At 71.3% G+C, this 23,274-nt stretch carries 22 protein-coding genes; 9 read left to right on the plus strand and 13 right to left on the minus strand.

The features are described from left to right. Window positions 1-5: 5 nt before the first annotated feature. The 9 genes from D9598_RS00360 to D9598_RS00400 all read right to left on the minus strand — a co-directional run bounded on the left by D9598_RS00360 (window position 6) and on the right by D9598_RS00400 (window position 8,594). Complete coding sequence (locus D9598_RS00360; RefSeq protein WP_198364419.1) at window positions 6-455, minus strand: MaoC/PaaZ C-terminal domain-containing protein; 450 nt, start codon at window positions 453-455, stop codon at window positions 6-8. Then, on the minus strand, window positions 452-2,050 hold the full coding sequence (locus D9598_RS00365) for an AMP-binding protein (protein ID WP_198364420.1): 1,599 nt from the start codon (window positions 2,048-2,050) through the stop codon (window positions 452-454). The genes D9598_RS00360 and D9598_RS00365 overlap by 4 nt, the downstream gene beginning before the upstream one ends. Further along, the gene (locus D9598_RS00370) at window positions 2,050-2,763 is read right to left on the minus strand and encodes an ABC transporter ATP-binding protein (RefSeq protein WP_198364421.1); all 714 of its coding nucleotides are present in this window, start codon (window positions 2,761-2,763) and stop codon (window positions 2,050-2,052) included. Before D9598_RS00370 ends, D9598_RS00365 begins: the two co-directional genes overlap by 1 nt. Then, window positions 2,760-3,521, minus strand: a complete 762-nt coding sequence (locus tag D9598_RS00375; RefSeq protein WP_198364422.1) for an ABC transporter ATP-binding protein — start codon at window positions 3,519-3,521, stop codon at window positions 2,760-2,762. The genes D9598_RS00370 and D9598_RS00375 overlap by 4 nt, the downstream gene beginning before the upstream one ends. After that, window positions 3,521-4,396 (minus strand): branched-chain amino acid ABC transporter permease, encoded by an 876-nt coding sequence (locus D9598_RS00380; RefSeq protein WP_198364423.1) that lies wholly within the window; start codon window positions 4,394-4,396, stop codon window positions 3,521-3,523. The genes D9598_RS00375 and D9598_RS00380 overlap by 1 nt, the downstream gene beginning before the upstream one ends. Continuing rightward, window positions 4,393-5,262: a branched-chain amino acid ABC transporter permease gene (locus tag D9598_RS00385; RefSeq protein WP_198364424.1), complete on the minus strand. Its 870-nt coding sequence runs from the start codon at window positions 5,260-5,262 to the stop codon at window positions 4,393-4,395. Before D9598_RS00385 ends, D9598_RS00380 begins: the two co-directional genes overlap by 4 nt. 4 nt (window positions 5,263-5,266) lie before the next feature. Then, the gene (locus D9598_RS00390) at window positions 5,267-6,403 is read right to left on the minus strand and encodes an ABC transporter substrate-binding protein (RefSeq protein ID WP_198364425.1); all 1,137 of its coding nucleotides are present in this window, start codon (window positions 6,401-6,403) and stop codon (window positions 5,267-5,269) included. 78 nt (window positions 6,404-6,481) lie between these two features. Continuing rightward, complete coding sequence (locus tag D9598_RS00395) at window positions 6,482-7,417, minus strand: SMP-30/gluconolactonase/LRE family protein (RefSeq protein WP_198364426.1); 936 nt, start codon at window positions 7,415-7,417, stop codon at window positions 6,482-6,484. A gap of 52 nt (window positions 7,418-7,469) precedes the next feature. After that, on the minus strand, window positions 7,470-8,594 hold the full coding sequence (locus D9598_RS00400; protein WP_198364427.1) for a CaiB/BaiF CoA-transferase family protein: 1,125 nt from the start codon (window positions 8,592-8,594) through the stop codon (window positions 7,470-7,472). 69 nt (window positions 8,595-8,663) lie between these two features. Here D9598_RS00400 and D9598_RS00405 point away from each other — a divergent pair, with 69 nt between their 5' ends. Both D9598_RS00405 and D9598_RS00410 read left to right on the plus strand, forming a co-directional pair. Further along, on the plus strand, window positions 8,664-9,644 hold the full coding sequence (locus D9598_RS00405) for a tripartite tricarboxylate transporter substrate binding protein (protein ID WP_198364428.1): 981 nt from the start codon (window positions 8,664-8,666) through the stop codon (window positions 9,642-9,644). Then, window positions 9,641-10,648 carry an NADPH:quinone oxidoreductase family protein gene (locus tag D9598_RS00410; protein ID WP_198364429.1) on the plus strand — a complete coding sequence of 336 codons (1,008 nt, stop codon included), beginning with the start codon at window positions 9,641-9,643 and terminating at the stop codon, window positions 10,646-10,648. The genes D9598_RS00405 and D9598_RS00410 overlap by 4 nt, the downstream gene beginning before the upstream one ends. Before the next feature lie 111 nt (window positions 10,649-10,759). On the opposite strand, the gene D9598_RS21540 is transcribed toward D9598_RS00410, so the two are convergent. Beyond that, entirely contained in the window at window positions 10,760-12,145 is a 1,386-nt protein-coding gene (locus D9598_RS21540) for an SH3 domain-containing protein (RefSeq protein WP_198364430.1), read from the minus strand. A gap of 751 nt (window positions 12,146-12,896) precedes the next feature. On the opposite strand from D9598_RS21540, the gene D9598_RS00420 reads away from it, so the two are divergent. From D9598_RS00420 to D9598_RS00430, 3 genes are all read left to right on the plus strand, one after another. Beyond that, window positions 12,897-13,913, plus strand: a complete 1,017-nt coding sequence (locus D9598_RS00420) for a hypothetical protein (RefSeq protein WP_198364431.1) — start codon at window positions 12,897-12,899, stop codon at window positions 13,911-13,913. Window positions 13,914-13,917: 4 nt separating this feature from the next. Then, entirely contained in the window at window positions 13,918-15,444 is a 1,527-nt protein-coding gene (locus tag D9598_RS00425) for an MBOAT family protein (RefSeq protein ID WP_198364432.1), read from the plus strand. Between the two features lie 257 nt (window positions 15,445-15,701). Further along, on the plus strand, window positions 15,702-17,822 hold the full coding sequence (locus D9598_RS00430) for an HWE histidine kinase domain-containing protein (protein ID WP_198364433.1): 2,121 nt from the start codon (window positions 15,702-15,704) through the stop codon (window positions 17,820-17,822). A 22-nt stretch (window positions 17,823-17,844) separates the two neighbouring features. Here the strand turns inward: D9598_RS00430 and D9598_RS00435 are convergent, their stop codons facing one another. The 3 genes from D9598_RS00435 to D9598_RS00445 are packed head-to-tail and all read right to left on the minus strand — an operon-like array spanning window position 17,845 to window position 19,722. Continuing rightward, window positions 17,845-18,540: an urease accessory protein UreF gene (locus tag D9598_RS00435; protein ID WP_198364434.1), complete on the minus strand. Its 696-nt coding sequence runs from the start codon at window positions 18,538-18,540 to the stop codon at window positions 17,845-17,847. A gap of 3 nt (window positions 18,541-18,543) precedes the next feature. Next, window positions 18,544-19,191 (minus strand): urease accessory protein UreG, encoded by a 648-nt coding sequence (ureG, locus tag D9598_RS00440; protein ID WP_198364435.1) that lies wholly within the window; start codon window positions 19,189-19,191, stop codon window positions 18,544-18,546. 24 nt (window positions 19,192-19,215) lie between these two features. After that, on the minus strand, window positions 19,216-19,722 hold the full coding sequence (locus tag D9598_RS00445; RefSeq protein ID WP_198364436.1) for an urease accessory protein UreE: 507 nt from the start codon (window positions 19,720-19,722) through the stop codon (window positions 19,216-19,218). A gap of 383 nt (window positions 19,723-20,105) precedes the next feature. Here D9598_RS00445 and D9598_RS00450 point away from each other — a divergent pair, with 383 nt between their 5' ends. From D9598_RS00450 to ureC, 4 genes are read left to right on the plus strand one after another with little or no spacing between them, the layout of a single operon-like run. Next, window positions 20,106-20,906, plus strand: a complete 801-nt coding sequence (locus D9598_RS00450) for an urease accessory protein UreD (RefSeq protein WP_198364437.1) — start codon at window positions 20,106-20,108, stop codon at window positions 20,904-20,906. A gap of 30 nt (window positions 20,907-20,936) precedes the next feature. Then, a complete protein-coding gene (gene ureA, locus D9598_RS00455; protein WP_198364438.1) occupies window positions 20,937-21,239 on the plus strand; it encodes an urease subunit gamma in 303 nt (100 codons plus the stop codon). Window positions 21,240-21,249: 10 nt separating this feature from the next. Further along, window positions 21,250-21,561: an urease subunit beta gene (locus D9598_RS00460; protein WP_198364439.1), complete on the plus strand. Its 312-nt coding sequence runs from the start codon at window positions 21,250-21,252 to the stop codon at window positions 21,559-21,561. A gap of 1 nt (window position 21,562) precedes the next feature. Beyond that, a complete protein-coding gene (ureC, locus tag D9598_RS00465) occupies window positions 21,563-23,266 on the plus strand; it encodes an urease subunit alpha (RefSeq protein ID WP_198364440.1) in 1,704 nt (567 codons plus the stop codon). Window positions 23,267-23,274 lie beyond the last annotated feature (8 nt).

Below are 23,274 nucleotides of genomic sequence, written 5' to 3' on the forward strand. Positions count from 1 at the left end.
GGGGCTCAGCCCCGCTTCGCCACCAGCACCGCCGAGCGCATCTCCTGCACCGTCACGCCCTCGGAATCGACCAGGCGGAACAGCCGATCGACCACGCCGCGCTGCCCGTCGCTGGTCTCGCGGACGGAGAGGATCTCGAGTTCCAGATGCACCGTCTGCCCGATCAGCAGCGGCTTCAGGAAGCGCAGCTCCTTCACGTCCAGCATGGCGATGGCGCTGCCGTCGAAGATGCCGAGCGTGTGCATCATGCCGGTCATCACCGCCGGGCCGAGCAGCCCGTGCAGGATGCGCTGGCCGTAGCGGCTCTCCTTCATGAAGGCGGCATCGACATGCACGGGGTTCCAGTCCCCCGAGAGCATGGCGAACATCGTCAGGTCGCTCTCGGTCAGCGTGCGGCCGCGGCTCTCGAAGCGCTGGCCGGGCTGGAAATCCTCCAGGTAGAGGGCGTGGCTCATGGGGTGGCTCCTTCGGTGTCGGCCATCAGCGCCTCGGCCATCTCGCGCAGGCGCACGCGCTGGATCTTCACGCCGTTCGGGCTTTCCGTGACCGGAAAGGCGTCGAGCGGCAGGATGCGGGCCGGCTGCTTGTAGCGGGCCAGGCGGGCGCGGCAGGCGGCGGCGAGATCGGCCTCGCGCAGCGTCGCGCCGGGGCGGGGGGTGACGAAGGCGACGGCCATGCTGGCCTCGCGCAGCCCCACCACCTGGGCATTGTCCACGCCGGGCAGCGCCTTGAGGAAAGCCTCGATCTCCTCGGGGCTGACCAGGAAGCCGCCGAGCCGCAGGGCGTCGCCCAGCCGGCTCTCGTAGTCGAAGCCGCCCTCGGCGCGCAGCCGGCAGAGATCGCCGGTGCGATAGAAGCCGTCCGTCGTCAGCGCCTTCGCCGTCGCGCCGGGATCGTCCAGATAGCCCGCGAACATCGAGGGCGCGCGGCATTCCAGCTCGCCGCGCTCGCCGCCCTCCCGGATGCGGCATTCGGCGCGCGGCGACAGGGGCAGGCCGCCGCCGAGGCCGCGCCGCTCCGCATCCGTCTCCTCCTGGATCGCGAAGAGGGCGAGCAGCTCGGAACTGCCGTAGAGACCGCGCGCATGCAGGTTGAGGGCATCGCTCAGGGCGAGCACGCGCGCGGCGCCGGGGCTGAAGCTGGCGAAGCCGGTGAAGCGCAGATCGGGATAGGGCCGGCCGGCGGCGACCTCGGCCAGGCGGTAGATCATGTCGTCGGCGCCGATCGTGTGCGTCACGCGGCGCGCGCGCAGCAGCCGGTCGGTCACGGCGGGATCGAAGCGGTCCTGGCAGACGATCTCCGCGCCGCCGGCGACGGCGCCCAGCGCGGCCATCAGCCCGAAGGTGCCGCAGAGCGGGACCACGGCGAGCAGCGTCGCCCGCCCACCCCGGCGCGGCGCATCGAGGCCGAGGCGCCGCGCCACGTCGCCCGCGTGATGCGCGATGCTGCGCTGGCGGTGCAGCACCAGCTTCGGCCCGCTGGTGGTGCCGCTGGTGGTGAAGGTGAGGCAGTCGCTCTCCGGGGAGGCCCCTGGGGAAGCGGCATCTTCCGCCTGCCCGGATGTGGCGTCGAGCGCCGCCCAGGGCAGCACCGGCAGCGCGCCCAGCCGTGTCTCCGCCGTGTCCAGCCCGATCACGCAGCGCGGCGGCGCCGCGAGGTCCGGCAGGACCGCGCCGAGCAGGGCCGGGAAATCGCCCGCGGCGAAGCCCCATTGCGTGGCGATCGCCACGGGGCGGGCGCGGTCCAGCAGATAGGCCACCTCCTGCGCGCGGAAGCGGGTGTTGACATGGATCGCCGTGGCGCCGAGCCGCGCCAGTGCGAAGTGCAGGATCAGGTATTCCGGCCGGTTGGGCAGCCAGATCGCCACCCGGTCCCCGGCGCCGATGCCCTGCCGCGCCAGCCCGCCCGCCACGCGGCGCACCGCCGCGGCGAAACCGGCATAGGAGAGGGCCGGGCCATCGAGGAAGGCCAGTGCCGGCGCCTCGGGCACCGCCGCCGCCGTCTCATCCAGCAGCGCCGTCAGCGTCTGGTGCATGCGCGTCTGGCGCATCAGAACAGCTCCATCAGCCGCGCGTGGTCCGAGAGGTCCGAGGGCTGCCCCTCGAAGATCATCCGCCCCGACTTCATCACCACCACCCGGTCGGAGATGGCGAAGGCCTCGTGGACATTCTGCTCGACCAGCAGGATCGCCATGCCGCGCGACTGCCGCAGCGCCGCGATCGGCGCCAGCAGGTCCTGGAACAGCTTCGGCGCCAGGCCGATCGAGGGCTCGTCGAGCAGCAGCACCTGAGGCCGCGTCAGCAGGGCGCGGGCGATGGAGACCATCTGCTGCTGCCCGCCCGACAGGGTGCCGGCGCGGCGGGTGCGGAAGTCGCGGATGCGCGGCAGGATCTCCAGAACCTCCTCGATCCGCTCGGCATAGCCCGCGCGCGGCACGCCGGCGGACCAGAGCGCGAGGCCGAAGATCTCCTCCACCGTCAGGTCCATGAAGACGCCGCGCCCCTCGGGCACGAAGGCGATGCCGGCGGCGGCCAGGGCCGAGGGGAGATGGCGCGGCAGCGCCTCGCCCCGCACCCGGATGCGCCCGCCGGACGGGCGGTGCAGCCCGTAGAGGCAGCGCATCAGCGTGGACTTGCCGGCGCCGTTGTGGCCGATCAGGCACAGCGTCTCCCCCTGCCGCAGGCCGAGCGAGACATCCTCCAGCACCGCGTGCCCCCCATAGCCGGCGGTGAGGCCCTCGGCCTCCAGCACCATCGCGCTCATGGGGTGGCCTCCACGGCTTGCGGCCGGTCGCCGAAATAGATCGCGGCCAGCTCGGGATTGCGCAGGATGGCCTGCGGCTCGCCCTCGGCCAGGACGCGGCCCTGGTCGAGGAAGGCGATGCGGTCGGCGAGTTCGACGACGACATCGAGGTTGTGCTCGATCAGGCAGATCGCCTTTCCCTGCTGCGCCGCCTCGCGCAGGATGCCCGAGAAATGCCGGCGCGAGGCGAGGTCGAGGCCGGAGGTCGGCTCGTCGAGCAGCCAGACCTCGGCCTCGGCCGCCAGGATGCGCGCGACGGAGAGGAACTTGCGCTCGGCATAGGCGAGGTCGATGGCGCGCTCCTCCGCCAGCCTCGCCAGGCCCGTGCGCTCCAGTGCCTTCTCCACCCGCGCCTCGCGCGTCGCCCGCGCGGCGCGGCCGCCGGGCTGCCAGAACCAGGAGCCGGTCTCGGTCGCCGCCAGCACGTTCTCCCGCACCGTCATATGGGTGAAGAGGCGCAGGTCCTGGAAGGAGCGGGCCACGCCGCGCCGCGCGATCTGCCACGGGCGCAGGCCGAGGATCGGCGCGCCGTCGAGGCGGATGTCGCCGGAATCGGCGCGGAGGTTTCCGGTGATCAGGTTGAACAGCGTGGTCTTGCCGGCGCCGTTCGGCCCGACCAGCGCGGTGACGGCGCCGGCCGGCAGGGTGATCGACACGCCCGCCACGGCCTGGACGCCGCCGAAGGAGCGGGAGGCGTTCTCGACGGTGATCGCGGCCATCAGTGCGCCACCTTGCCGCGGCCGAGGTCGCCCACCAGTCCGGCGGGGCGGAAGATCATCAGCAATGTCATGGCCAGGCCGTAGAGGATCTGCTGCACCGCGCCGACCTCGGTCGGCGGGATGAAGGGGAGGAAGGAGAGGCCGGCCGGCAGGGCCAGCAGCAGCGCGGCGCCGAGCAGCGGCCCCCAGAGCGTTCCGGTGCCGCCGACGATGACCATCGCCATCACCAGCACCGACTGGTCGAGGGTGAAGCTCTCGACATTGACGAAGGCCATGTGGAAGGCGAAGAGCGCGCCGGCCATGCCCGCCCCGGCGCAGGCGAAGGCGACGGCGAGCGTCTTGGCGACCGCGACATGCTTGCCCAGCGCCTCGGCGGCGCTCTCGGCGTCGCGGATGGCGCGCAGCGTGCGGCCGAAGGAGCCCCGCGCCAGCAGGTGCGTGGCCAGCAGGATCAGCGCCAGGGTGGCCAGCGCCAGCGGCAGCGCGGTGATGGTGACGCCGAAAAGCTCGGGCCGCGGGATGCCGACCAGCCCGCCGATGCCGCCGGTCAGCGGCTTCAGCTCGCTGAACAGCGTCGTCGCCACCATCTGCAGGCCGAGGCTGGCGGCGACGAAATACTCGCCGCGCACGCGCAGCGCCGGCAGGGCGAGGCAGAGCGAGAGGCCGCCGGCGATCAGCGCCGCGACCAGCAGGGCCAGCAGCGGGTCGGGCACCAGGAGCATCGCCGTCTGCGCCCCGGCATAGGCGCCGAGGCCGAAGAACACGGCATGCGCCACGCTGAAGATGCCGGCATGGCCGATGGCGACGTTCAGCGTCGAGGCCAGGATGCCGAAGATGGCGACGATGGTCGCGAGATTGGCGAGATAGGCGATCATCGGGCCACCGCCACGCCGAACAGGCCGGAGGGCCGGAAGAGGATGAAGCCGAAGAGCACGACGAAGCTGACCGCCTCGGCCCATTGCGGCTCGACGAAGGCCAGCGCCACGCTCTCGGCGATGCCGAGCAGCAGGCCGGCCAGCGCCGCGCCCTTGAGATTGCCGACGCCGCCGACGATGGTGGCCGCCATCGAGATCAGCATGACGTGGTGCCCCATGGCCTCGTTCAGCCCGACGGTCATGCCGGTCAGGATCGCCGCCGGGGCGGCCAGCGCCGAGCCGAGCGCGAAGGCCAGGATGGAGAGCCGGGTCGAGGACAGGCCGTAGGTGCGGATCAGGTCCGGGTTCTGCGCCAGGGCGCGCAACGCGACGCCGGCATGGCTGCGCGTCAGGAACAGCGACAGCGCCAGGAAGAGCAGCGCCGAGACGCCGATGGCGACATAGAAGACCGGTGCGATCCAGAGGTCCGGCAGCACCTCCGTGGCGCGGGACAGCGGCGTGTCGATCACCGCGAAGCCGCGCCCGGCGATCATGCCGACCAGGTTCTGCACCACGATCGACACGCCGAAGGCGGCGACGAAGACGGTGAAAAAGCCGCCCTCGTGCCGGCCGATCGGACGGTAGACCAGCTGCTCGATGGCGACGCCGAAGAGCACGGCGACGGCAATGGCGGCGAGAGCGCCCAGCGGCCAGGGCCAGCCGGCGTTCCAGGCCATCAGGAAGGCATAGCCGGCCAGGGTGAAGGCGGCGCCATGGGCGAAGTGGAAGATGCGCGTGGCGCCGAAGATCAGCGCGAAGCCCGCAGCCGTCAGCGCGTAGAGGGCGCCCGTCTGGACGCCCCCCTGCAGAAGCTGGAGGAAGAGCATGGGCTCAGCCGGCGATGCGCGTCAGCGCGCCGCCGCGCAGCTCGTTGACCTGGATGGCGGCGGTCAGGTTGCCCTTGTCGTCGAAGCGGCCCTTGCCGCCCACCAGGTCGAACTCCCGCTTTTCCAGCAGCGCGGCGCGCAGCGTCTCGCCATCGACCGGCCTGCCCGCGGCCTCGTTCATCGCCGCGAGCTGGCCGAAGAGCCAGACGGCGTTGTAGTAGTTGACGTGGTAGGTGCCGGGGTCGCTGTTGAAGCGGGCCTTGAAGTCGGCGGCGAAGCGCTTCGTCATGGCGTCGCCGCCGGCGAAGTCGGTCTTCTGCGTGGTGAAGATCAGCCCCTCCGCCTCGGCCGTGTTCTTCACGCTGTCGAGGTTCATGGCCGAGTAGGACAGCAGCGGCTGCGAGATGCCGTTGTCGCGCAGCTGCTTGATGATCTGGCTCTGCTGGGCGCCGAAGCTCGCGATATAGACGGCATCGGGGCGCGTCTGCCGGATGCGCGCGGCGACGGGGGCGAATTGCTGCGCCGTGCGCGGCACGCTGAAGCTGCCGGCCAGGGTGCCGCCGGCCTTGGGCAGGCCGTCGCGCAGCGCGCCGAGGATGGCGTCGCCCAGCGGGTCGTCGACATAGACGAGGGCGATGCGCTTCAGCTTCCGTTCGCCGACGATGTAGGGCAGCAGCGCCTCGGTCTCGAGATGCGCCAGCGGGATGGTGTTCCAGAAATACGGCGAGAGGCCGGACAGGTCGGGCCCGACGGCACCGCCATTGACCATGACGATCTTCGCCCGGTCGCCCACCGGCGCCACCGCCTTGGAGACCGCGGTGAAGCCGACCAGCACGAAGCTGGCCTTGTCCACATTGGCGAGCTTGGTCATGCCGACCACCGCCTGCTGCGGCAGCGCCTGGGTGTCCTCGGCCTGCAGGCGGATGGGGCGCTTCAGCACCTTGTCCGCCTCGATATGCTGCAGGGCGAGCTGCGCGCCGGCGGTGAAGACCGTGCCGTACTCGGCATTCGGGCCCGACATCGGGAAGAGCGTGCCGAGCACATAGGGCTCGCCACCCTGCGCCAGGGCGCTGCGGCCGAGGAAGGGGAGGGCGAGCGTGGCACCCAGCAGGGCGCGACGGCCCGGTTGCGGACGGTTCATGGACTTATGGCTCCCTGGCCGCGCCCTGCCGGCGCGGCCCGTTCTTGAGCGACAAAGTCCCGCCCGCTCTCGCGGATGTCAACCGTAGGCGAGCGCCAGTCCCGGCTCGTCCCAGGCCGCCTCGACCAGCTTTCCGGTGCTGGAGAGGGTGATGTAGGCGGTGCGCCGGTCCGCGCCGCCGAAGGCGATGTTCGTCACCATCGGGTCCGGGTACTTCACCCGGCCGAGGATGCGGCCGTCCGGCGCGATGGTGGTGATCTCGCCGGTGACCAGCGTGGCGACGCAGATGTTCCCCGCCTCGGTCACCGCCAGGCTGTCGAGCCGGGTGAAGCCGGGCAGGTCGCAGAGCATCCGGCCGCCATGCGGGCTCGGCCACGGATCCTTGCGCAACTCGCCCGGCCCGGTGATCTCCCAGGACCAGAGCCGGCCGCTCTCGGTCTCGGCCACATAGAGCGTGCGCCCGTCCGGCGAGAGGCCGATGCCGTTGGCGCCGCCCGCGATCGGCAGCGCCGCCTCGATGATCGCGCTGCCATCCGCCGCCGCCCAGTAGACCGCGCCGTGGTCGCGGTCGCGCGCGCGCACCTTGCCGAGATCGCTGAACCAGAAGCCGGGCACGGGAAAGCGGCCGGGATTGTCGAAGACGATGTCGTTCGGGCCGCGCAGCCGGTGCTCGCCGCAGCCCTCGTAGAGGCGGCGCACGGTGCCGTCGCGCGGGTCCACCGTCTCGATCCGGCCACCCTTGTAGTCGGACGCCTGACCGCTGGGGCGAAGGCAGCCCGGCGCGTCATGCCAGGTGAAGCCGCCGTTGTTGCAGAGGAAGAGCTGCCCGCCCGGGCCGCGCGCCAGGCCGTTCGGCCCGCCCCCCGGCTCGGCCAGGATGCTGCGGGCGCCGTCCGGGGCGATGCGGGAGATCACGCCCGCCTCGATCTCGACCAGCGCCACGGCGCCGTCCTCCATCACCACCGGGCCTTCCGGGAAGCGCAGCCCCTCGGCCATCACGCGATCATCCGTCATTTCGTTTCCTCCCTTGCCGTTCCTGGCTTTGCCGCTTCTTCGCGCCGCGACGTCAGGCTTCCGCCCGCAACGCCGCCAGGATCTCGTCGCTGTGCTGGCCGAGCGCGGGGGCCGGCCGGGTCCAGGCGCCGAAGCCGGGCAGGACGGGGAAGGGGATCTCTCCCAGCTCCGGCTGCGCCACGGGCGCGTGGCCGCCGATCGCCCGCACATGCGGATGCGACAGCCAGTCGAGCGGCGTGTTCACGCGATCCGCCATCAGCCGCGCACCATGCAGCGCCGCGAGCCAGTGCGCCGCGTCCCGCGTGGCGAAGACGGCGCGGATCTCGGCCAGCATGGCGTCGCGGTTCTCGGCGCGGGCGCCGAAGCTGGCGAAGCGCGGGTCCGTCGTCCAGTCGGGCCGGCCGAGCACGCCGGCCAGCGCGACGAACTCCGCCTCGCGCACCAGGGCGATCATCACCCAGGCGCCGCAGGCGGTCTGGTAGGAGCCGGAGGGGATGTTCAGCGCGCCCGGCGCGCGGCCGAGCAGCCCGGCCTCGCCGATCGGGAAGCCGATCAGCGCCGCCGTGCCGGCGAGCAGCGAGATGTCCAGCACCCGGCGGCGCGGCGCCGTGTCCTGGGCCCGCTCGGCCAGCGCGGCCTGCACGGCGGCGAAGGCGTAGAGGCCGGTGACGACATCGGAGACATAGGTGCCGACCTTGTGCGGCGTGCCGTCCACGCCCTGGTTCAGCGCGACCAGGCCGGAGAAGGCCTGGGCGACGGAATCGGTGCAGGGCCGCTCGGCGTTCGGCCCCTTCTGGCCGAAGCCGGAGATGGAGAGGCAGACCGCGTCCTCCCGCGTCGCCTCGGGGCCGAGGCCGAGGCGGGCGGCGACGCCGGGCCGGAAGGCCTCGATCAGCACGTCGCACCGCGCGGCCAGGGCCTGGGCGGCGGCGCGGCCCGAGTCGCTCTTCAGGTCCAGCGCCAGGCTGCGCTTGCCGCGATTGAAGGCGGCATGCATGACCGACTGGCCCTCGGCGCGGGTGGACAGGCCGCGCGACCAGTCGCCCTCCGGCGGCTCGAGCTTGATGACATCGGCGCCGGCGGCGGCCAGCAGCATGCCGCAGTAAGGCGCGGCGATGCCCTGTCCGGCATCCAGAACGCGCAGCCCGCGATAGGGGCGAGGCGGTTCACCGTTCATTGCATTTCCTCCCCGGATGTGCCGCCATCTGACGACGAGATGACGAACAAGGGAAGGGAGGGAGAGCCGATGCCGCTGACAAGACGCGCGGTTCTGGCAGGTTTGGCGGCGGGCGTGCCGCTCGTCGGCGGGCCTGCGCGCGCGGCGACCGGCGGCTGGCCGGCCCGGCCGATCCGCTGCGTCGTGCCCTATCCGCCCGGTGGCCCGACCGACATCCTGGCGCGGGTGGTGATGCAGCGGGTCGGGCAGCGGCTCGGCCAGCCCATCGTGATCGAGAATCGCGCCGGCGCCTCGGGCGTCATCGGCAGCGCCGAGGTGGCGCGCGCGCCGGCCGATGGGCAGACCTTCCTGGCCAATGCCTCGATCCAGGTGATCATCCCGCATCTCAACCGCCAGATGCCCTTCGACACGCTGGCCGCCTTCGCGCCGGTGACGAACTTCGCCCGCGTGCCGCTGATGCTGGTGGTCACCCCCGACCTGCCGGTGCGGGACGTGGCCGGGCTCATCGCCCTGCTGCGCGAGGGCGCGCGGCCGATCTCCTACGGCTCCTCCGGCATCGGCGCCGCGCCGCATCTGGCGGGGGAGCTGTTCAAGCAGATGACCGGGACGGAGATGACCCACGCGCCCTATCGCGGCTCCGGCCCGGCGATCCAGGACCTGATGGCCGGGAACATCCAGCTCATGTTCGATTCCATGCCGAGCAGCGCGGCGGCGGTGCGCGAGGGCCAGATCCGCGCCCTGGCCGTCACCACCGCGGAGCGCATCCCGGCCTTCCCCGATCTGCCGACCATCGCCGAGGCCGGTGTGCCGGGCTACGAGATCGCCACCTGGTACGGCCTCTGGGCGCCGGCGGGCACGCCGGCCGCCATTCTCGGGCGCATGCAGCAAAGCGTGGCGGAGGCCATGGCCCTGCCGGCGCTGCAGGCGACGCTGGAGACGCTGGGCGCCGTGCCCGTCGCTGACGCGCCCGAGGATTTCGCCCGCTTCGCGCGCTCGGAATACGACCGCTGGGGCCGGCTGGTGCGGGATGCGGGGATCGAGGCGCAGTGAGCGGCGCGACGATGCGGGCGCTGGTCTGCGAGAGCTGGCGCGACTTCGACGATCTCGTGCTGAAGGAGGTGCCGGTGCCACCGCTGCGGCCGCGCGGCGTGCGCATCCGCGTCGAGGCGGTGGGGGTGTCCTTCGCGGTGCAGCTCGTGGTCGCGGGGAAGTATCAGCGCCGGCCGCCGCTGCCCTTCTCGCCGGGCACCGAGATCGTCGGCACGGTGCTGGAGGCGGCGCCGGATGCCGAGGCGCCGCCGCCCGGCAGCCGTGTCTTCGCCGTGCTGGACTGGGGCGGCATGGCCGAGCAGGCGGTGGCGGACGACATCCATGTCGTGCCGATCCCCGACGGCCTGCCGGCCGCGCCCGCCGTGGCCTTCCCGATCAGCTACCCGACCGCCGCCTCGGCGCTGCTCTGGCGCGGCCGGCTGGAGGCGGGGCAGTGGGTTCTGGTGCAGGGCGCGGGCGGCGGCGTCGGCCTGGCCGGGCTGGAGGTGGCGAAGGCGGTGGGGGCGAGGGTGATCGCCCGTGCCGGCGCGGCCAAGCACGCCATGCTGCTGGCGCGCGGCGCCGATGCCGTGCTGGACAGCGCGCAGCCCTTCCGCGCCCCTGTGGCGGAGATCACCGGCGGAGATGGCGTCGCGGCCGTGCTGGACACGCTGGGCGGCGAGGCCTTCGACGAGGGGCTGCGCTGCCTGGGCGACGGCGGCACGCTGCTGACGCTCGGCTATGCCTCGGGCAGCATCCCGCAGCTCGGCGTCAACCTGCTGCTGCTGAAGAACATCGCGGTCGCCGGGCTGAACTGGGGCACCTATATCGGCTGGTCCCCGGGCGACCGGCGGCGCGACCACGCGCCGCGCGTCCGCGCCCTGTGGGCGCAGCTGATGGACTGGTGGCAGGCCGGGCTGCTGCGGCCGGAGGTGCACGCGGAATATCCGCTGGAAGGCTTCCGCGAGGCCATGGCCGAGGTGCGGAGCCGCCGCGCGGTGGGCCGCGTGGTGCTGCGGCCCTAGAGCGTTTCCCCGTTCGCATCGGCTCACGGCAAACGATCTAGGCGCTTGTTTTTGCGAGTCTCTTCGCCCGATCAGATGATACCGCCTGATCGGGATCCGTTCCAGGCCAGGTCACTCCAGCAGGGCGCCGTAGATCCAGCCCAGCACCGTGCCGTCGGCCAGGGCGATCCGCATCCAGCCCTGATGGGTCTCGATGATGCGGACCGGCGTGCCGGTGGGCAGCGCCCGCACGATCGGCGAGCCGCCCAGCGGCTGGCTGCGCACATTGGCATCCTGCCGCACCCGTGCCTCCTGCCAGAGACCGCCGAGCTGGCCGCTGTCCGGCTCGACAGGCTGGATCGTCGCCTGCGGCTCCGGGCGCGGCGGCGCCGGTGGCGCCACGGGCGGCGGCGGTGGCAGGTCGGTGCCCTCGGCGGTGCCGTCGGGCAGGTCCACCGTGCCGGCCAGCGGCGGCAGGCCCGGCGCGGTCGTGGACGGCTGCGCCGCGAGGGGCGCGGGCGGCGCGACGGTGGGCGGCGGGTCCGACAGCCGCGGCGCGCGGTCAACCTCCCGCGGGGCGGGCGAGGGGGGCTCCGGCGCGCCGCCGCCGAGCATGGCGCCGAGACCATAGGCGGCCAGGATCACGGGCAGCAGGGCCAGCCAGGCCCAGTGCCGGGATCTCCAGGATCGCGCGCCGTCCCGCCGGGGCCTCGCCGGCCGCGGCTGGCCCAGGCGCGCGGCCCCGGCGGCGGCCAGGGGCGCCGCCAGGCCGGCCGGCGGCATCGCGCGGGGCGCCGCCGGCAGGGCCGCCGCCTGCGGCGCCACCTCCGCCGGTGTCGCGCGCTGCAGGCCGGGCTCCGGCTGCAACGCCGGCGCGGCGAGCTGGCGGTAGGGATGCAGGCTGCGATAGGGGCAGCCCGCCAGCACCTCGACATAGTTGCGGTAGGCCGCGACAAAGGCGCCGCCGAGGGCCATGTTGCTGATGGCGATGGATTTCGAGAGGCCGTCCCCCTGGATGTCCACCCGCAGGTACTGGGCCAGCGGACGGCCCTCCGAATGGCCGACGATCTCCGCATCGCCCGAGGCCGTGTTCTCGAAGAAGCGGTAGGTCCCGGTGTCCATGGCCAGCCGCGTGCCGTCGAGCACCCGCTCACTGCCGTAGAAGCGGCCGGGCAGGAACTCCCAGAAACCCACCCCCATCAGCACCACGATGCGGAAGCCCGGCTCGATGGCCGGTTCCGGCACCACGGCGATCGACAGGGCGCGCGGCTCGCGCAGGGCCGGGGGCGGTTCGCCGGGCCGGCCGCGACGCTCCACCATCTCGAAGATCAGGCCCGCCTCCGCGACGTCACTCGCCGCTTTGACGAAAGCCTCGTAGGCGGCGCGCAGGGCCGGATCGGCCAGGGCGGCCCGGACGTCGCGCAGCATGGCGCGGCGCTTGTCGCTGGCCGAGGGCGGCGGCACCGGGCCGCCCGTCAGGGCGGGATCGACGAAGCCGGGCGCCACATCGGGCGGCACGGGCTGCACCGGCGGTCGCGCTGGCGGCCGCTCGCCGGCGGGCTGGCGGAGCAGCGGCGGCGGCGCGTCCGCGGGCCGCCCTTCCTCCAGGGCAGCGTTTCCGCGCGCGGTGTTTCCACGCGCCGGGGCGGCCTCGGTGGGAAGGGACGGAAACGGAGGCGATGACATGGCCGGAACCTCGCACAGGAAGGCAGCGCGTCAAGTCATGGATGCCCCGGACAGGGTGATCCGGCGAACCGGGGCGGAACGGTCCCTGTCCACGGCCGGGGCGGGAGCCTGGCGGAAAGACTTCCGGAAGCAGAAATTCAGAACGACGCGGGCCGGGTCCGGCAAGTTATTCTTGCTCCATCGCCATGTATTCACGCCTCGCGAGGGATGACCTCACTTCTTCGTTATGAGCTGAGAAGAATTCTTCGCAATCCTATCTACCTGAAGTTGCCGTGTCGGCCGTGCTGCGCGCGTCGCGCAGGGGCCAGATCGTATCTTTTTTGATATTCACAAAAGTGTTTTGGCGCCTTCTTCCGTTGTGGCGACTCTGCGGGCCTGTTAAGTTTCGGTCATGAACGGTCCATGCAAGATGCGTGGTGTGACCATGATGCTCACGCCGCCATAGCCCTCCGGCCTGCCCTGCCCGGCGCGGGCTCGCCCTGACACCGGGACGGGATTCAGCCTGAGGCGCGGACCTTGTTCGGCGCCCACCCTTCCGCACGTTCTCCGCGTCCCTCCCCTGGTGGCGCGACAAGGGTTGCCCATGTCCGACCTTCCCCCTGGTCCTCCCACTGGCAAGCCCCCCGGCAAGCCCCCCGGCAAGCCCCGGCCCGATGCCGCCGCCCGCCGCTTCCTGCTCAGCTTCCTGGCCCTGTTCCTGGGGGGCATGGGGCTGGTCGCCGGGCTGCACATGGCGCTGGCCTCGCAAGGGCTGCTGGCACCGCCGCCCCTGGCGGCCACCAATTGCATCGACGACAAGTTCGTCCTGCTGCGCGAGGCCCCGCTCGAGGACCGCACGCTGGTCGCCATTGGCTCCTCGGTGACCTGGCGCAACCTCGACATGGCGGTGCTGGAGCGGCGCTTTCCCGGCCACCGCGCCTACAACGCCGCGCCCTGCTACCTCCATATCGACCAGACCGGCTTCATGACCGGCTTCCTGCTGGAGCGGATGCCCGAGGTCGAGACGGTCCTGGTGGTCGTGGCGCCGCGCGATTTCGAGGCCTGTCCGGTGGCGGAGCGCGCCTTCTTCGACACCGCCCTGGCCGATGCCTATCTGGACGGGCTGGTGCCGCGCTGGCTGCCCTACCTCACCGGCTTCCGCCCGATCTACCTGGCGCGCGAGGCGCTGGAGCGGCGCGATCCGCCGCTGCGGCCGGAGGATACCGTGGAGGATGACTTCGGCTCCAGCATCCTGCGCCGGCCGCATGACTGGCGGCCACCGCCCTATTTCGACGAGGCCTGCTTCCCGGCCCTGACGGGGCTGGAGGAGACCGTGGCCGCGCGTGGCGCCCGCCTGGTGCTGGCGGTCGCGCCCATCATGCCGGAATGGGCGGAGACTTTCGACCCCGACGACCGGCTGGTGGAGGGCTGGGTGCGGCGCGTGGCCGGAGCGCTGCACCGGCCGGACAGCCTGCTGATCGACGGCCGCGCGCTGGACTGGGAGGATGCCCGCTTCGCCGACCCGGTCCACCTGCTCTACCCGAACCACACCGCCTTCACCGAGTTCGTGGCCGAGGCCATGGCCGCCGGGCCGCGCACCGCCCTGGCAGGCGGGGAGTAGGGCCATGCTGTTCAACTCCCACATCTTCATCCTGGCCTTCCTGCCCATCACCCTGCTCGGCTTCTTCCTGCTGGGCAGGCTGTCCTCCACCCGCCCGGCGCGGCTCTGGCTGCTGGCGGCCTCGCTGGTCTTCTATGGCTGGTGGAGCATTCCCTATCTCGGCCTCCTGCTGCTCTCGATGCTGCTCAACTACGCGCTGGGCCTGGCCATCATCGACCGCCGGGAGCGGGCGCCGCGCGCCGCCTGGTGGCTCACCGCGGCGGGCGTCACCGGCAATGTCGCGCTGCTGGCCTGGTACAAGTACGCGGCCTTCGTGCTGGACAATGTCGGCGCCCTGACGGGTCTCGACTTCGCCTTCGGCGCCGTCATCCTGCCGCTGGCGATCTCCTTCTACACCTTCCTGCAGATCGCCTATGTGGTGGACGCGCGGCGCGGGCGGGCGGAGCGCTACGGCTTCCTCGACTACTGCCTGTTCGTCACCTTCTTCCCGCACCTGATCGCGGGGCCCATCGTCCACCACTACGAGCTGATCCCGCAGTTCCACCGGCCGGCCATCTACCGGCCGCGCGCCGCCGACATCGCCGCCGGCGTCGCGTTCTTCGCCATGGGACTGCTCAAGAAGCTGCTGATCGCCGATCCGGTCGGAGGCCTCGCCACGCCGGTCTTCAACGGCGCCGGAGCGCCGGGACTGGCCGAGGCCTGGATCGGTGCCGTCGCCTTCTCCGTCGGCCTGTACTACGACTTCTCCGCCTATTCCGACATGGCCATCGGCCTGGCGCGGATGTTCGGCATCGTCTTTCCCTACAACTTCAACTCGCCCTACAGGTCGGCCTCGATCATCGACTTCTGGCGGCGCTGGCACATGACCCTGTCGCGCTTCCTGCGCGACTATCTCTACATCCCGCTCGGCGGCAATCGCCATGGCGGCGGCCGGCGCAGCATGAACCTGATGGCGACCATGCTGCTGGGCGGACTCTGGCACGGCGCGGGTTGGGCCTTCGTGGTCTGGGGCGGGCTGCACGGCCTTTATCTGCTGATCAACCATGCCTGGGCGGGCGCCGTGAAGGCGGGCCGGGCGCGCGCCCTGCCGCCGGCCGCGGCCCGGCTGCTGACGCTCGGCGCCGTGCTGCTGGCCTGGGTCTTCTTCGCCGCTCCGGACATGAGCCGCGCCTTCGCCGTCCTGGGCGGCATGGCCGGGGTGAACGGTCTCGCGATGCCGGAGACCGCGGCGCTGATCCAGACCCTGTTCAGTGAGGGGCCGCGCGCCGTGGCGGCGCAGATCGGCGGCATGGCGCTGCTCAATCAGGCGGTGGCGCTGTCCACCCTGGTCGCGGCGCTGCTGATCATCGCCCTGCTGCCGAACTCGCAGCAGATGATCGACGGCCGTGCCGCCGATCCGGCGGAAGCCCCACGCTGGCCATGGCTGAGGTTCCGGCCCCGCTTCGCCACGGCCTTCGCCACGGCGGCCGCCTTCCTCCTGGCCCTGGCACTGATGGCCGAGGTGAAGGAATTCGTTTATTTCCAGTTCTGAACCAGGATAAGTTCATGACGGAACGATCGGCAATACAATCCACGATTGTATTGCCCGCTTGTGGAAAGCTTTGCCGCAGAAACGGGCTTGCCCATCTCACGAAATTGAGTAGGTGGCATTTGCCCTTCTAAGTAGAGTCTCTGGAGGATATCGCAATCTAAGGGGGAGAATTCCCCGAGGAAGCACGCCTGCCAGAACAACCGCCCCGTGCCGCACCGGTCCTGCCTCCCCGGCCTTCAGGGCGGCCGCGCTTCCGCATGAGCCTCCGGTCCCTGCTGACCGGAGGCTTCGGCCTCGTCGGACTGACCGTCGCCCTGCTGATCGGCCTGGCCCTCGGCCGATCGGCGGAGTGGCGATTGCGGGAGAGCATCCTGGCGGAGTTCGCCGGGGCCGCCGGGCGCATCGCGGAACTGCTGGACCAGGGCCTCTACGAGCGCCGCCGCGACATGGTCTTCCTGGCCTCGCTGGGCCTGATGCGCGACCCCAGCGCGCCGCTCGCCGCCCGGCGGCAGGTGCTGCGCGACATGCAGGCCGCCTGGCCCGACTACGCCATCCTGATGCTCATCTCGACCGAGGGGCAGGTCCTGGCGACCGGCAGCGGCCTGCTCGAGGGCGTTGATGTCTCCCGGCGCGCCTATTTCCGGCAGGGCCGCGAGGGGCCCTTCGTAGGCGATGTGCACGACGCCCGGCTGATGTCGCCGCTGCTGGGCCGGCCGGCCGACGATCCCGCCCGCTTCATCGACCTCGCCGCGCCGGTGCACGGCCCCGATGGCCGCCTGATCGGTGTCGTCGCCGGGCATCTCTATTCCGAATGGGCGATGGAGGTGCAGCGGAACGTCCTGACGCCGCTGTCCGGGGAGCACCCCGGCATTCACGCCCTGATCGCCGATGAATCCGGCAGGGTGGTGATCGGTCCGCCGGAGGCGCGCCGGCGCGGCCTGGGCGAGGTCGAGCCGGAAGCCCCGTCGCGGCTGCTCTCGGCCCGGGCCGACGCCTGGCTGTCCCTGGACGGAAGCCGCCTCATCGGTGTCGCTCCGACCCAGGGCCATCGTGACTTCCTGGGGCTTGGCTGGCGCGTCGTGGTGATGCGCGACGCCGCCCTGCCTCTTTCCCCGGTGGCGGCGCTGCGGCATGACGCGCTGCTCTGGGCCCTGCTCGCGGCCGTCGGCGCGGCGCTGCTGGGCTGGCTGCTGTCGGCGCTGATCACCGCGCCGCTGAGGGCCCTGTCGCGGGCGGCGCGGCGCCTGCGTGACGATCCCGCCACGCCCCTGCCGGCGGGGGGCATGATCCATGAGGCCGACGCGCTGTCGGAGGCCCTGCGCGATCTCCTGGCGAGCCTCCGCCGCCGCGAGCAGGAGCTGACCGAGAGCCAGGCTCGCCTGAGCGCTGTGCTGGAACAGATGCCGGTGGGCGTGATGCTGGCCCAGATGCCGGAAGGGCCCATCATCTTCCAGAACGCCCGCGCGACGGCCATCCTGCAGCGCGAGTTGACGAGCATCCAAGACCTGCAGCGCTACGGCGCCATCGGCGGCCTGCACGAGGATGGCTCCTCCTACGAGGCGGAGGACTATCCCCTGGCCCGCGCCGTGCGGCTGGGCGAGAGCGTGGTGCGCGAGACCATGTACTACCGCCATGCCGACGGGCGGCTGCTCACCCTGGAGATGAGCGCGGCGCCGGTTCGCGCCGGCAGCGGCCGCGACATGCTCGCCGCCTGCACCTTCGACGACGTGACCGAAGCCCGCGCCGCGTCCGAACGGCAGCGCCTGCTGGCCGCCGAGGTGGATCACCGCGCCAAGAACGTGCTGGCCGTGGTGCAGGCGACGCTGCGCCTGACCCAGGCGGAGAACACCGACGCCTTCGTCCGGGCGGTGGAGGGCCGGGTCGCCGCCATGGCCAGGGCGCAGACCCGGCTGGCCGACGCCAACTGGAACGGCGCCGACCTGCGCGCCCTGGTCGAAGGGGAGGTCAAGCCCTTCCTCCTGACGCGCCTGGGAGACGGTGTCCCGGCCTTCTCGGTCGAGCTGGTCGGGCCGCGGGTCACGCTGACGCCCGAGGCGACACAGCCGATGTCGATGGTGATCCATGAGCTGGCGGCCAATGCGGCCCGCTATGGCGCGCTCTCCGTCGCCGGCGGCGCCCTGTCCCTGTGCTGGGAGGTGGACGAGGCCGCCGGGCTGCTGCGCCTGCGCTGGAGCGAGAGCAACGGCCCCGCGGTGGCCGGCCCGCCGGCCCGGCGCGGCTTCGGCGCCCGGCTGATCACGGCCACGCTGCGGGACCAGCTGACGGGCGCGGTGCGCTGGCAATGGCACGCCTCCGGCCTCGTCTGCGAGCTGCAGGCACCCTTGCGCCGTGTCGCCGTGCTGGCGCAGGTGGCTTAGCGCGGCGCCGGGCCTGGTCGGGTCAGGACTGGAACAGGCGGCTGTACTGCGTTTCGTGCCACGCGCTCGCCATCGCCAGGGCCGGCGACAGGGTGCCGATCTCGTCGTCGCTGACGGACTGGGCTCTCCCCGCCGCCTGCTCGATCGCCTCGACGGCCCCGATCAGGATGCGCTGGCCCGCCGTATGGCCGAGCGGAACCAGCCGGATGGCGGCCATGACCTGGCCCTCGGCATAGACCCAGAGAAGGCCCCGGAGGGCCGAGGCCGGGGCGATTCGCCAGTGGTGGGCGGCCAGGGCGAAGGCGGCCGGATAGGTCAGCGCCTGGTCCCGGTACCGCTGTGCGGCGGGAACCTCGAGATCGTCCAGGAGGCGGAGCAGCGCCTCGCCCAGCCGCCGGTCCTCGAGCCGGAACTCGCGGCTCTCGCGCGCGGCCATGAGCCAGGCATTCGCCGATCCGAAGCCCTCCCGGTCGTCCGCCTCCAGGGCCGTGGCCATGCGCCAGAACAGCGCGCCATCGAGCTGCGCGACATTGGCCCGGAGCGTTCCGAGGATCCAGTCACGCGCCGCCTGCTCATCGGACACCCAGCCGGCGGAGACCGCCGCCTCGAGGCCGCGGGAGTAGGAGAAGCCGCCGATGGGCAGGCCCTGGCTGACCAGGCGCAGCAGATGCAAGGGCACGGTTCCGGGAGGACCGGGCAGGGCGGGACCGTCCGCCATGGCTCAGACCCTCGCCGGGTCCGCCTCCCGCCGGTATGCCGCCAGTCCCCCGAACTCGGTGATGAAGCCGATGACCTCCTCGAGCCCCTGGCCCCGGGAAAGGTCCGTGAAGCCGAAGGGCCGTGAGCCCCGCATCCGCCCGGCATCGGCGCGCATCACCGAGAGATCGACGTTCACATAGGGCGCAAGATCGCTCTTGTTGATGACGAGGAAGTCGGAGCGGGTGATGCCGGGGCCGCCCTTCCGGGGAATCTCCTCCCCCTGGCAGACGGAAATGACGTAGAGCGTCAGGTCGGCGAGATCGGGCGAGAACGTCGCCGCTAGATTGTCTCCGCCGGATTCGATGAAGATGATGTCGAGATCCGGGATCTTCCGCCGCATCTCGGCGATGGCCTGCAGGTTGATCGAGGCATCCTCGCGGATCGCGGTGTGCGGACAGCCGCCGGTCTCGACGCCCATGATGCGCTCCTCGGGCAGCGCCTGCAGGCGGGCCAGGATCAGCGCATCCTCCTTGGTGTAGATGTCGTTGGTGACGACGGCGATGGAATAGGTCTCGCGCATCGCCTTGCACAGCTTCTCCGTCAGCGTGGTCTTTCCCGAGCCCACGGGGCCGCCGATGCCGACGCGGAGGGGACCGTTTCTGGACGTCATGAGCACGAAAATCCCTGGATTGCGTTATCCGCCGGCGGCCTCATGGCCCTGTGCGGAATGACCGGCATCGCCATGCGAGTGGCCGTGGCCGTGGCCCGAATAGGCACCGCGCAGCGGATCGAATTCGCCCAGGATCTCCTCGATCTGCGCGCCGAGCCCCTCGAGCATTCCCCGGATGACGGCATCGCGCAGGATCACGATCCGGTCCGGCCCGATCGCCGCGGCCAGATGGCGGTTGCCGATATGCCAGGCGAGTTCCGTCAGATGCACGGGATCCCGGCCGCGGATCACATAGAGCGGTTCGACCGCGGCGGCGATCTCGACGATGCCGCCGCCCTCGATTGGCAGCACGTCGCCGGCGGCCAGCACGACGGTTTCGGGGAAGTCGACAAACACCTTCCGGCCATCGGTCAGCTCGATCACGCGGCGGCGCAGATGACGTTCGTCATGCTCGAGGACGGCCCGGCCAAGCGTCGGCCCGAGGCCCTCAGTGGCCTTCGGCGCCCGCACAAGGGCAAGGGCTTTCAGCATTCCGTCTCTCCGTCATGGGCGGCTCCGCTGCGTCAGGATTCCGTGGCGAAGGCCGTACGAACGCTATCGGAAAGACCCAGGCCGCACCAGGGGGCCGCACCAGGGGGGGCCACATGGGGGGCCACACGGGGGCGCACACCAGGGACCGGCCGGCCGCCAGGGCAGGGTGCGCGCCGATGACTTCGCCATTGAAAGCATCCGGGAGGACCTTCAGACTGCCGCCAGGATCAGATTGATTCGATTGGGAATCCCTGCGTTCAATGGCCGAGACTCCGCCCCCGGTCGCGGTGGGACCACGCCGATCCCCGGCCACACCCCTGCCGCCCGCCGCTCCGGCCGGCCATGCCCGCCCTGTCGCCCCGCCGGACACCTGGCCGGCGGAGATGGATCTGTGGTTCGCGCGGATCGCGGACAGGACCCGGCTGGCGCGCCGGCGCCATGTCGGACCCCTGGCCGTGCAACGCCCGTTCCATCCGGAGCGTGACGGCACCTGCCATGTCTATCTCCTGCATCCGCCGGGCGGCGTGGCGGGCGGTGACAGGCTGAGCCTGCGCTGCCGCCTTGATGCCGGCGCCCGCGTGGTGTTGACTACGCCCGCCGCCACCAAATTCTACCGCAGTGAGCACAATGTCTCCATGCAGTCAGCGTGCTTCGAGATCGGGGCCGATGCGGTGTGCGAGTATCTGCCGCAGGAGACGATCCTCTTCGACGGCGCCGATGCGCGGCTCGACACCCGGATATCGCTTGCCGCCGGCGCCACCTATGTCGGGTGGGACTTCCTGTGCCTCGGCAGGCCCGCCGCGGGCGAGGGCTTCGGCAGGGGGCGGTTCACCCAACGCATCGAGATCACGCGGGATGGCCGGCCCATCTGGTTCGAGCGCGTCGCCCTCTCGGGCGGGTCGCCGCTTCTCGGCGCGGCCTTCGCGCTGGCCGGAAAGCCGAGCTGGGGCACGATGGTCTATGCCGGCGCCACCGTCGACGATGCCGCGGAGCGCGTGCGGGCGGCCATCGGCGGGGATGGCGACGGGATCTTCTCCGCCAGCCAGGTCGATCAGGTCGTGGTCTGCCGCTATCTCGGGACCAGGGTCGCGGACGGCAAGGCACTCTTCGCCCGCGCCTGGGACGTCCTGCGGGCGGCGTGCCAGGGCAAGGCGGCCCATCAGCCACGGATCTGGTCGACCTGAGGCCGGGTCGCCCAGCAGAGGACAAAGGCAATGGAACTTCTTCCGCGCGAGAAAGACAAACTCCTGCTTTTCACGGCGGCCCTGCTGGCGGAGAGACGGAAGGCACGCGGCATCAAGCTGAACTATCCCGAGGCGGTCGCCTATATCTCGGCGGCGGTCCTGGAGGGCGCGCGGGAAGGCCGCACGGTGGCCGATCTCATGTCCTTCGGCGCGACCCTGCTGACGCGCGAGGATGTCATGCCCGGCGTCCCCGAGATGATCGGCAGCGTCCAGGTCGAGGCGACCTTTCCCGACGGAACCAAGCTGGTGACCGTCCACAGCCCCATTCCATGAGGTCCAGGCCATGATCCCGGGTGAGTTCTTCATCGAGGACGGCGAGATCGAGATCAACGCCGGCCGTGAGACGCGTTCGATCGACGTGGCGAATTCGGGCGATCGGCCGATCCAGGTCGGCTCGCATTACCATTTCCAGGAGACCAACCCGGCGCTCCACTTCGACCGCGACCAGGCGCGCGGCTTCCGCCTGAACATCCCGGCGGGAACGGCCGTCCGCTTCGAGCCCGGCCAGTCCCGCAGGGTCGAGCTGGTGGCGCTGGCCGGCGAGCGCGCCGTCTACGGCTTCAATGCCAGGATCATGGGAAAGCTGGAGAGCTGAGATGCGGCGTATCACCCGGGAGACCTATGCCTCGCTCTACGGCCCGACGAAGGGGGACCGGATCCGGCTCGCCGACACCGAGCTGGTGATCGAGATTGAGCGGGACCACACCGTCTATGGCGACGAGGTCACCTTCGGCGGCGGGAAGGTGATCCGCGACGGCATGGGGCAGAGCCAGCGCAATGCCGCCGAGGTCGCCGACCTCGTCATCACCAATGTGGTCATCCTCGACCATTGGGGCATCGTGAAGGCCGATGTCGGCATTAAGGGCGGCCGCATCTCGGGCATCGGCAAGGCGGGCAATCCCGACATCCAGCCCGGCGTCACCATCGTCATCGGGCCGGGCACGGATGTCGTCGGCGGCGAGGGCCAGATCCTCACCGCCGGCGGCATCGACACGCATATCCACTTCATCGCGCCGCAGCAGGCGGACGAGGCCCTGGCCAGCGGCACCACCACGCTGGTGGGCGGCGGCACCGGCCCCTCCGTCGGCACGCTGGCGACGACCGTGACCCCCGGCCCCTGGTATATCCACCGCATGCTCGAGGCGGTCGAGGATCTGCCGGTCAATGTCGGCCTGCTCGGCAAGGGCAATGCCAGCCTGCCGGAACCGCTGCGCGAACAGGTCCGCGCCGGGGTCATCGGCCTCAAGCTGCACGAGGACTGGGGCACGACTCCCGCCGCGATCGACAACTGCCTGAGCGTTGCCGAGGAGATGGATGTCCAGGTCGCGCTGCACACCGACACGCTGAACGAAAGCGGCTTCGTCGCCAACACCTTCGCGGCGATGAAGGGCCGCTCCATCCATTCCTTCCACACCGAAGGCGCGGGCGGCGGCCATGCGCCGGACATCATCACCGCCGCGGGCCAGGAGAACATCCTGCCCTCCTCGACCAATCCGACGCGGCCCTACACGATCAATACCATCGACGAACATCTCGACATGCTGATGGTCTGTCATCACCTCAATCCGGAAGTCCCGGAGGATGTCGCCTTCGCGGAATCGCGCATCCGCAAGGAGACGATCGCGGCGGAGGACATCCTGCACGATCTCGGCGCCTTCTCGATGATGTCGTCGGATTCGCAGGCCATGGGGCGCATCGGCGAGACGACGCTGCGCTGCTGGCAGACGGCGCACAAGATGAAGGTCCAGCGCGGGCCCCTGCCCGAGGACAGCGCGCGCAACGACAATTTCCGCTGCAAGCGCTACGTCGCCAAGTACACCATCAACCCCGCCATCACCCATGGCTTCGCCCATGAGATCGGCTCGGTCGAGGTCGGCAAGCGCGCCGATCTCGTGCTGTGGAAGTCGGCCTTCTTCGGCGTCAAGCCCTCGCTGGTCATCCTGGGCGGCATGATCGCCATGGCGCCGATGGGCGACCCGAACGCCTCGATCTCGACGCCGCAGCCCGTCCATTACCGGCCAATGTACGGGATGCTGGGCCGCGCGCGGGCGAGCACGGGAGTGACTTTCGTCTCCCAGGCGGCGCTCGAGGGCGACATCGGCGGCCTGCTGAAGCTTCGGAAGCAGCTGGTGGCCGTGAAGGGCATCCGTGGCATCCGCAAGAAGGACATGATCCACAACAACCTCACGCCCCGGATCGAGGTCGATCCGCAGACCTACCAGGTGCGCGTGGACGGGGCGCCGATCACCTGCGAGCCGGCCGATGTGCTGCCCATGGCGCAACGCTACTTCCTGTTCTGAGGGATGGC

Source organism: Roseomonas sp. KE0001 (genome assembly GCF_016107285.1).
Classification (GTDB): Bacteria; Pseudomonadota; Alphaproteobacteria; order Acetobacterales; family Acetobacteraceae; genus Pseudoroseomonas.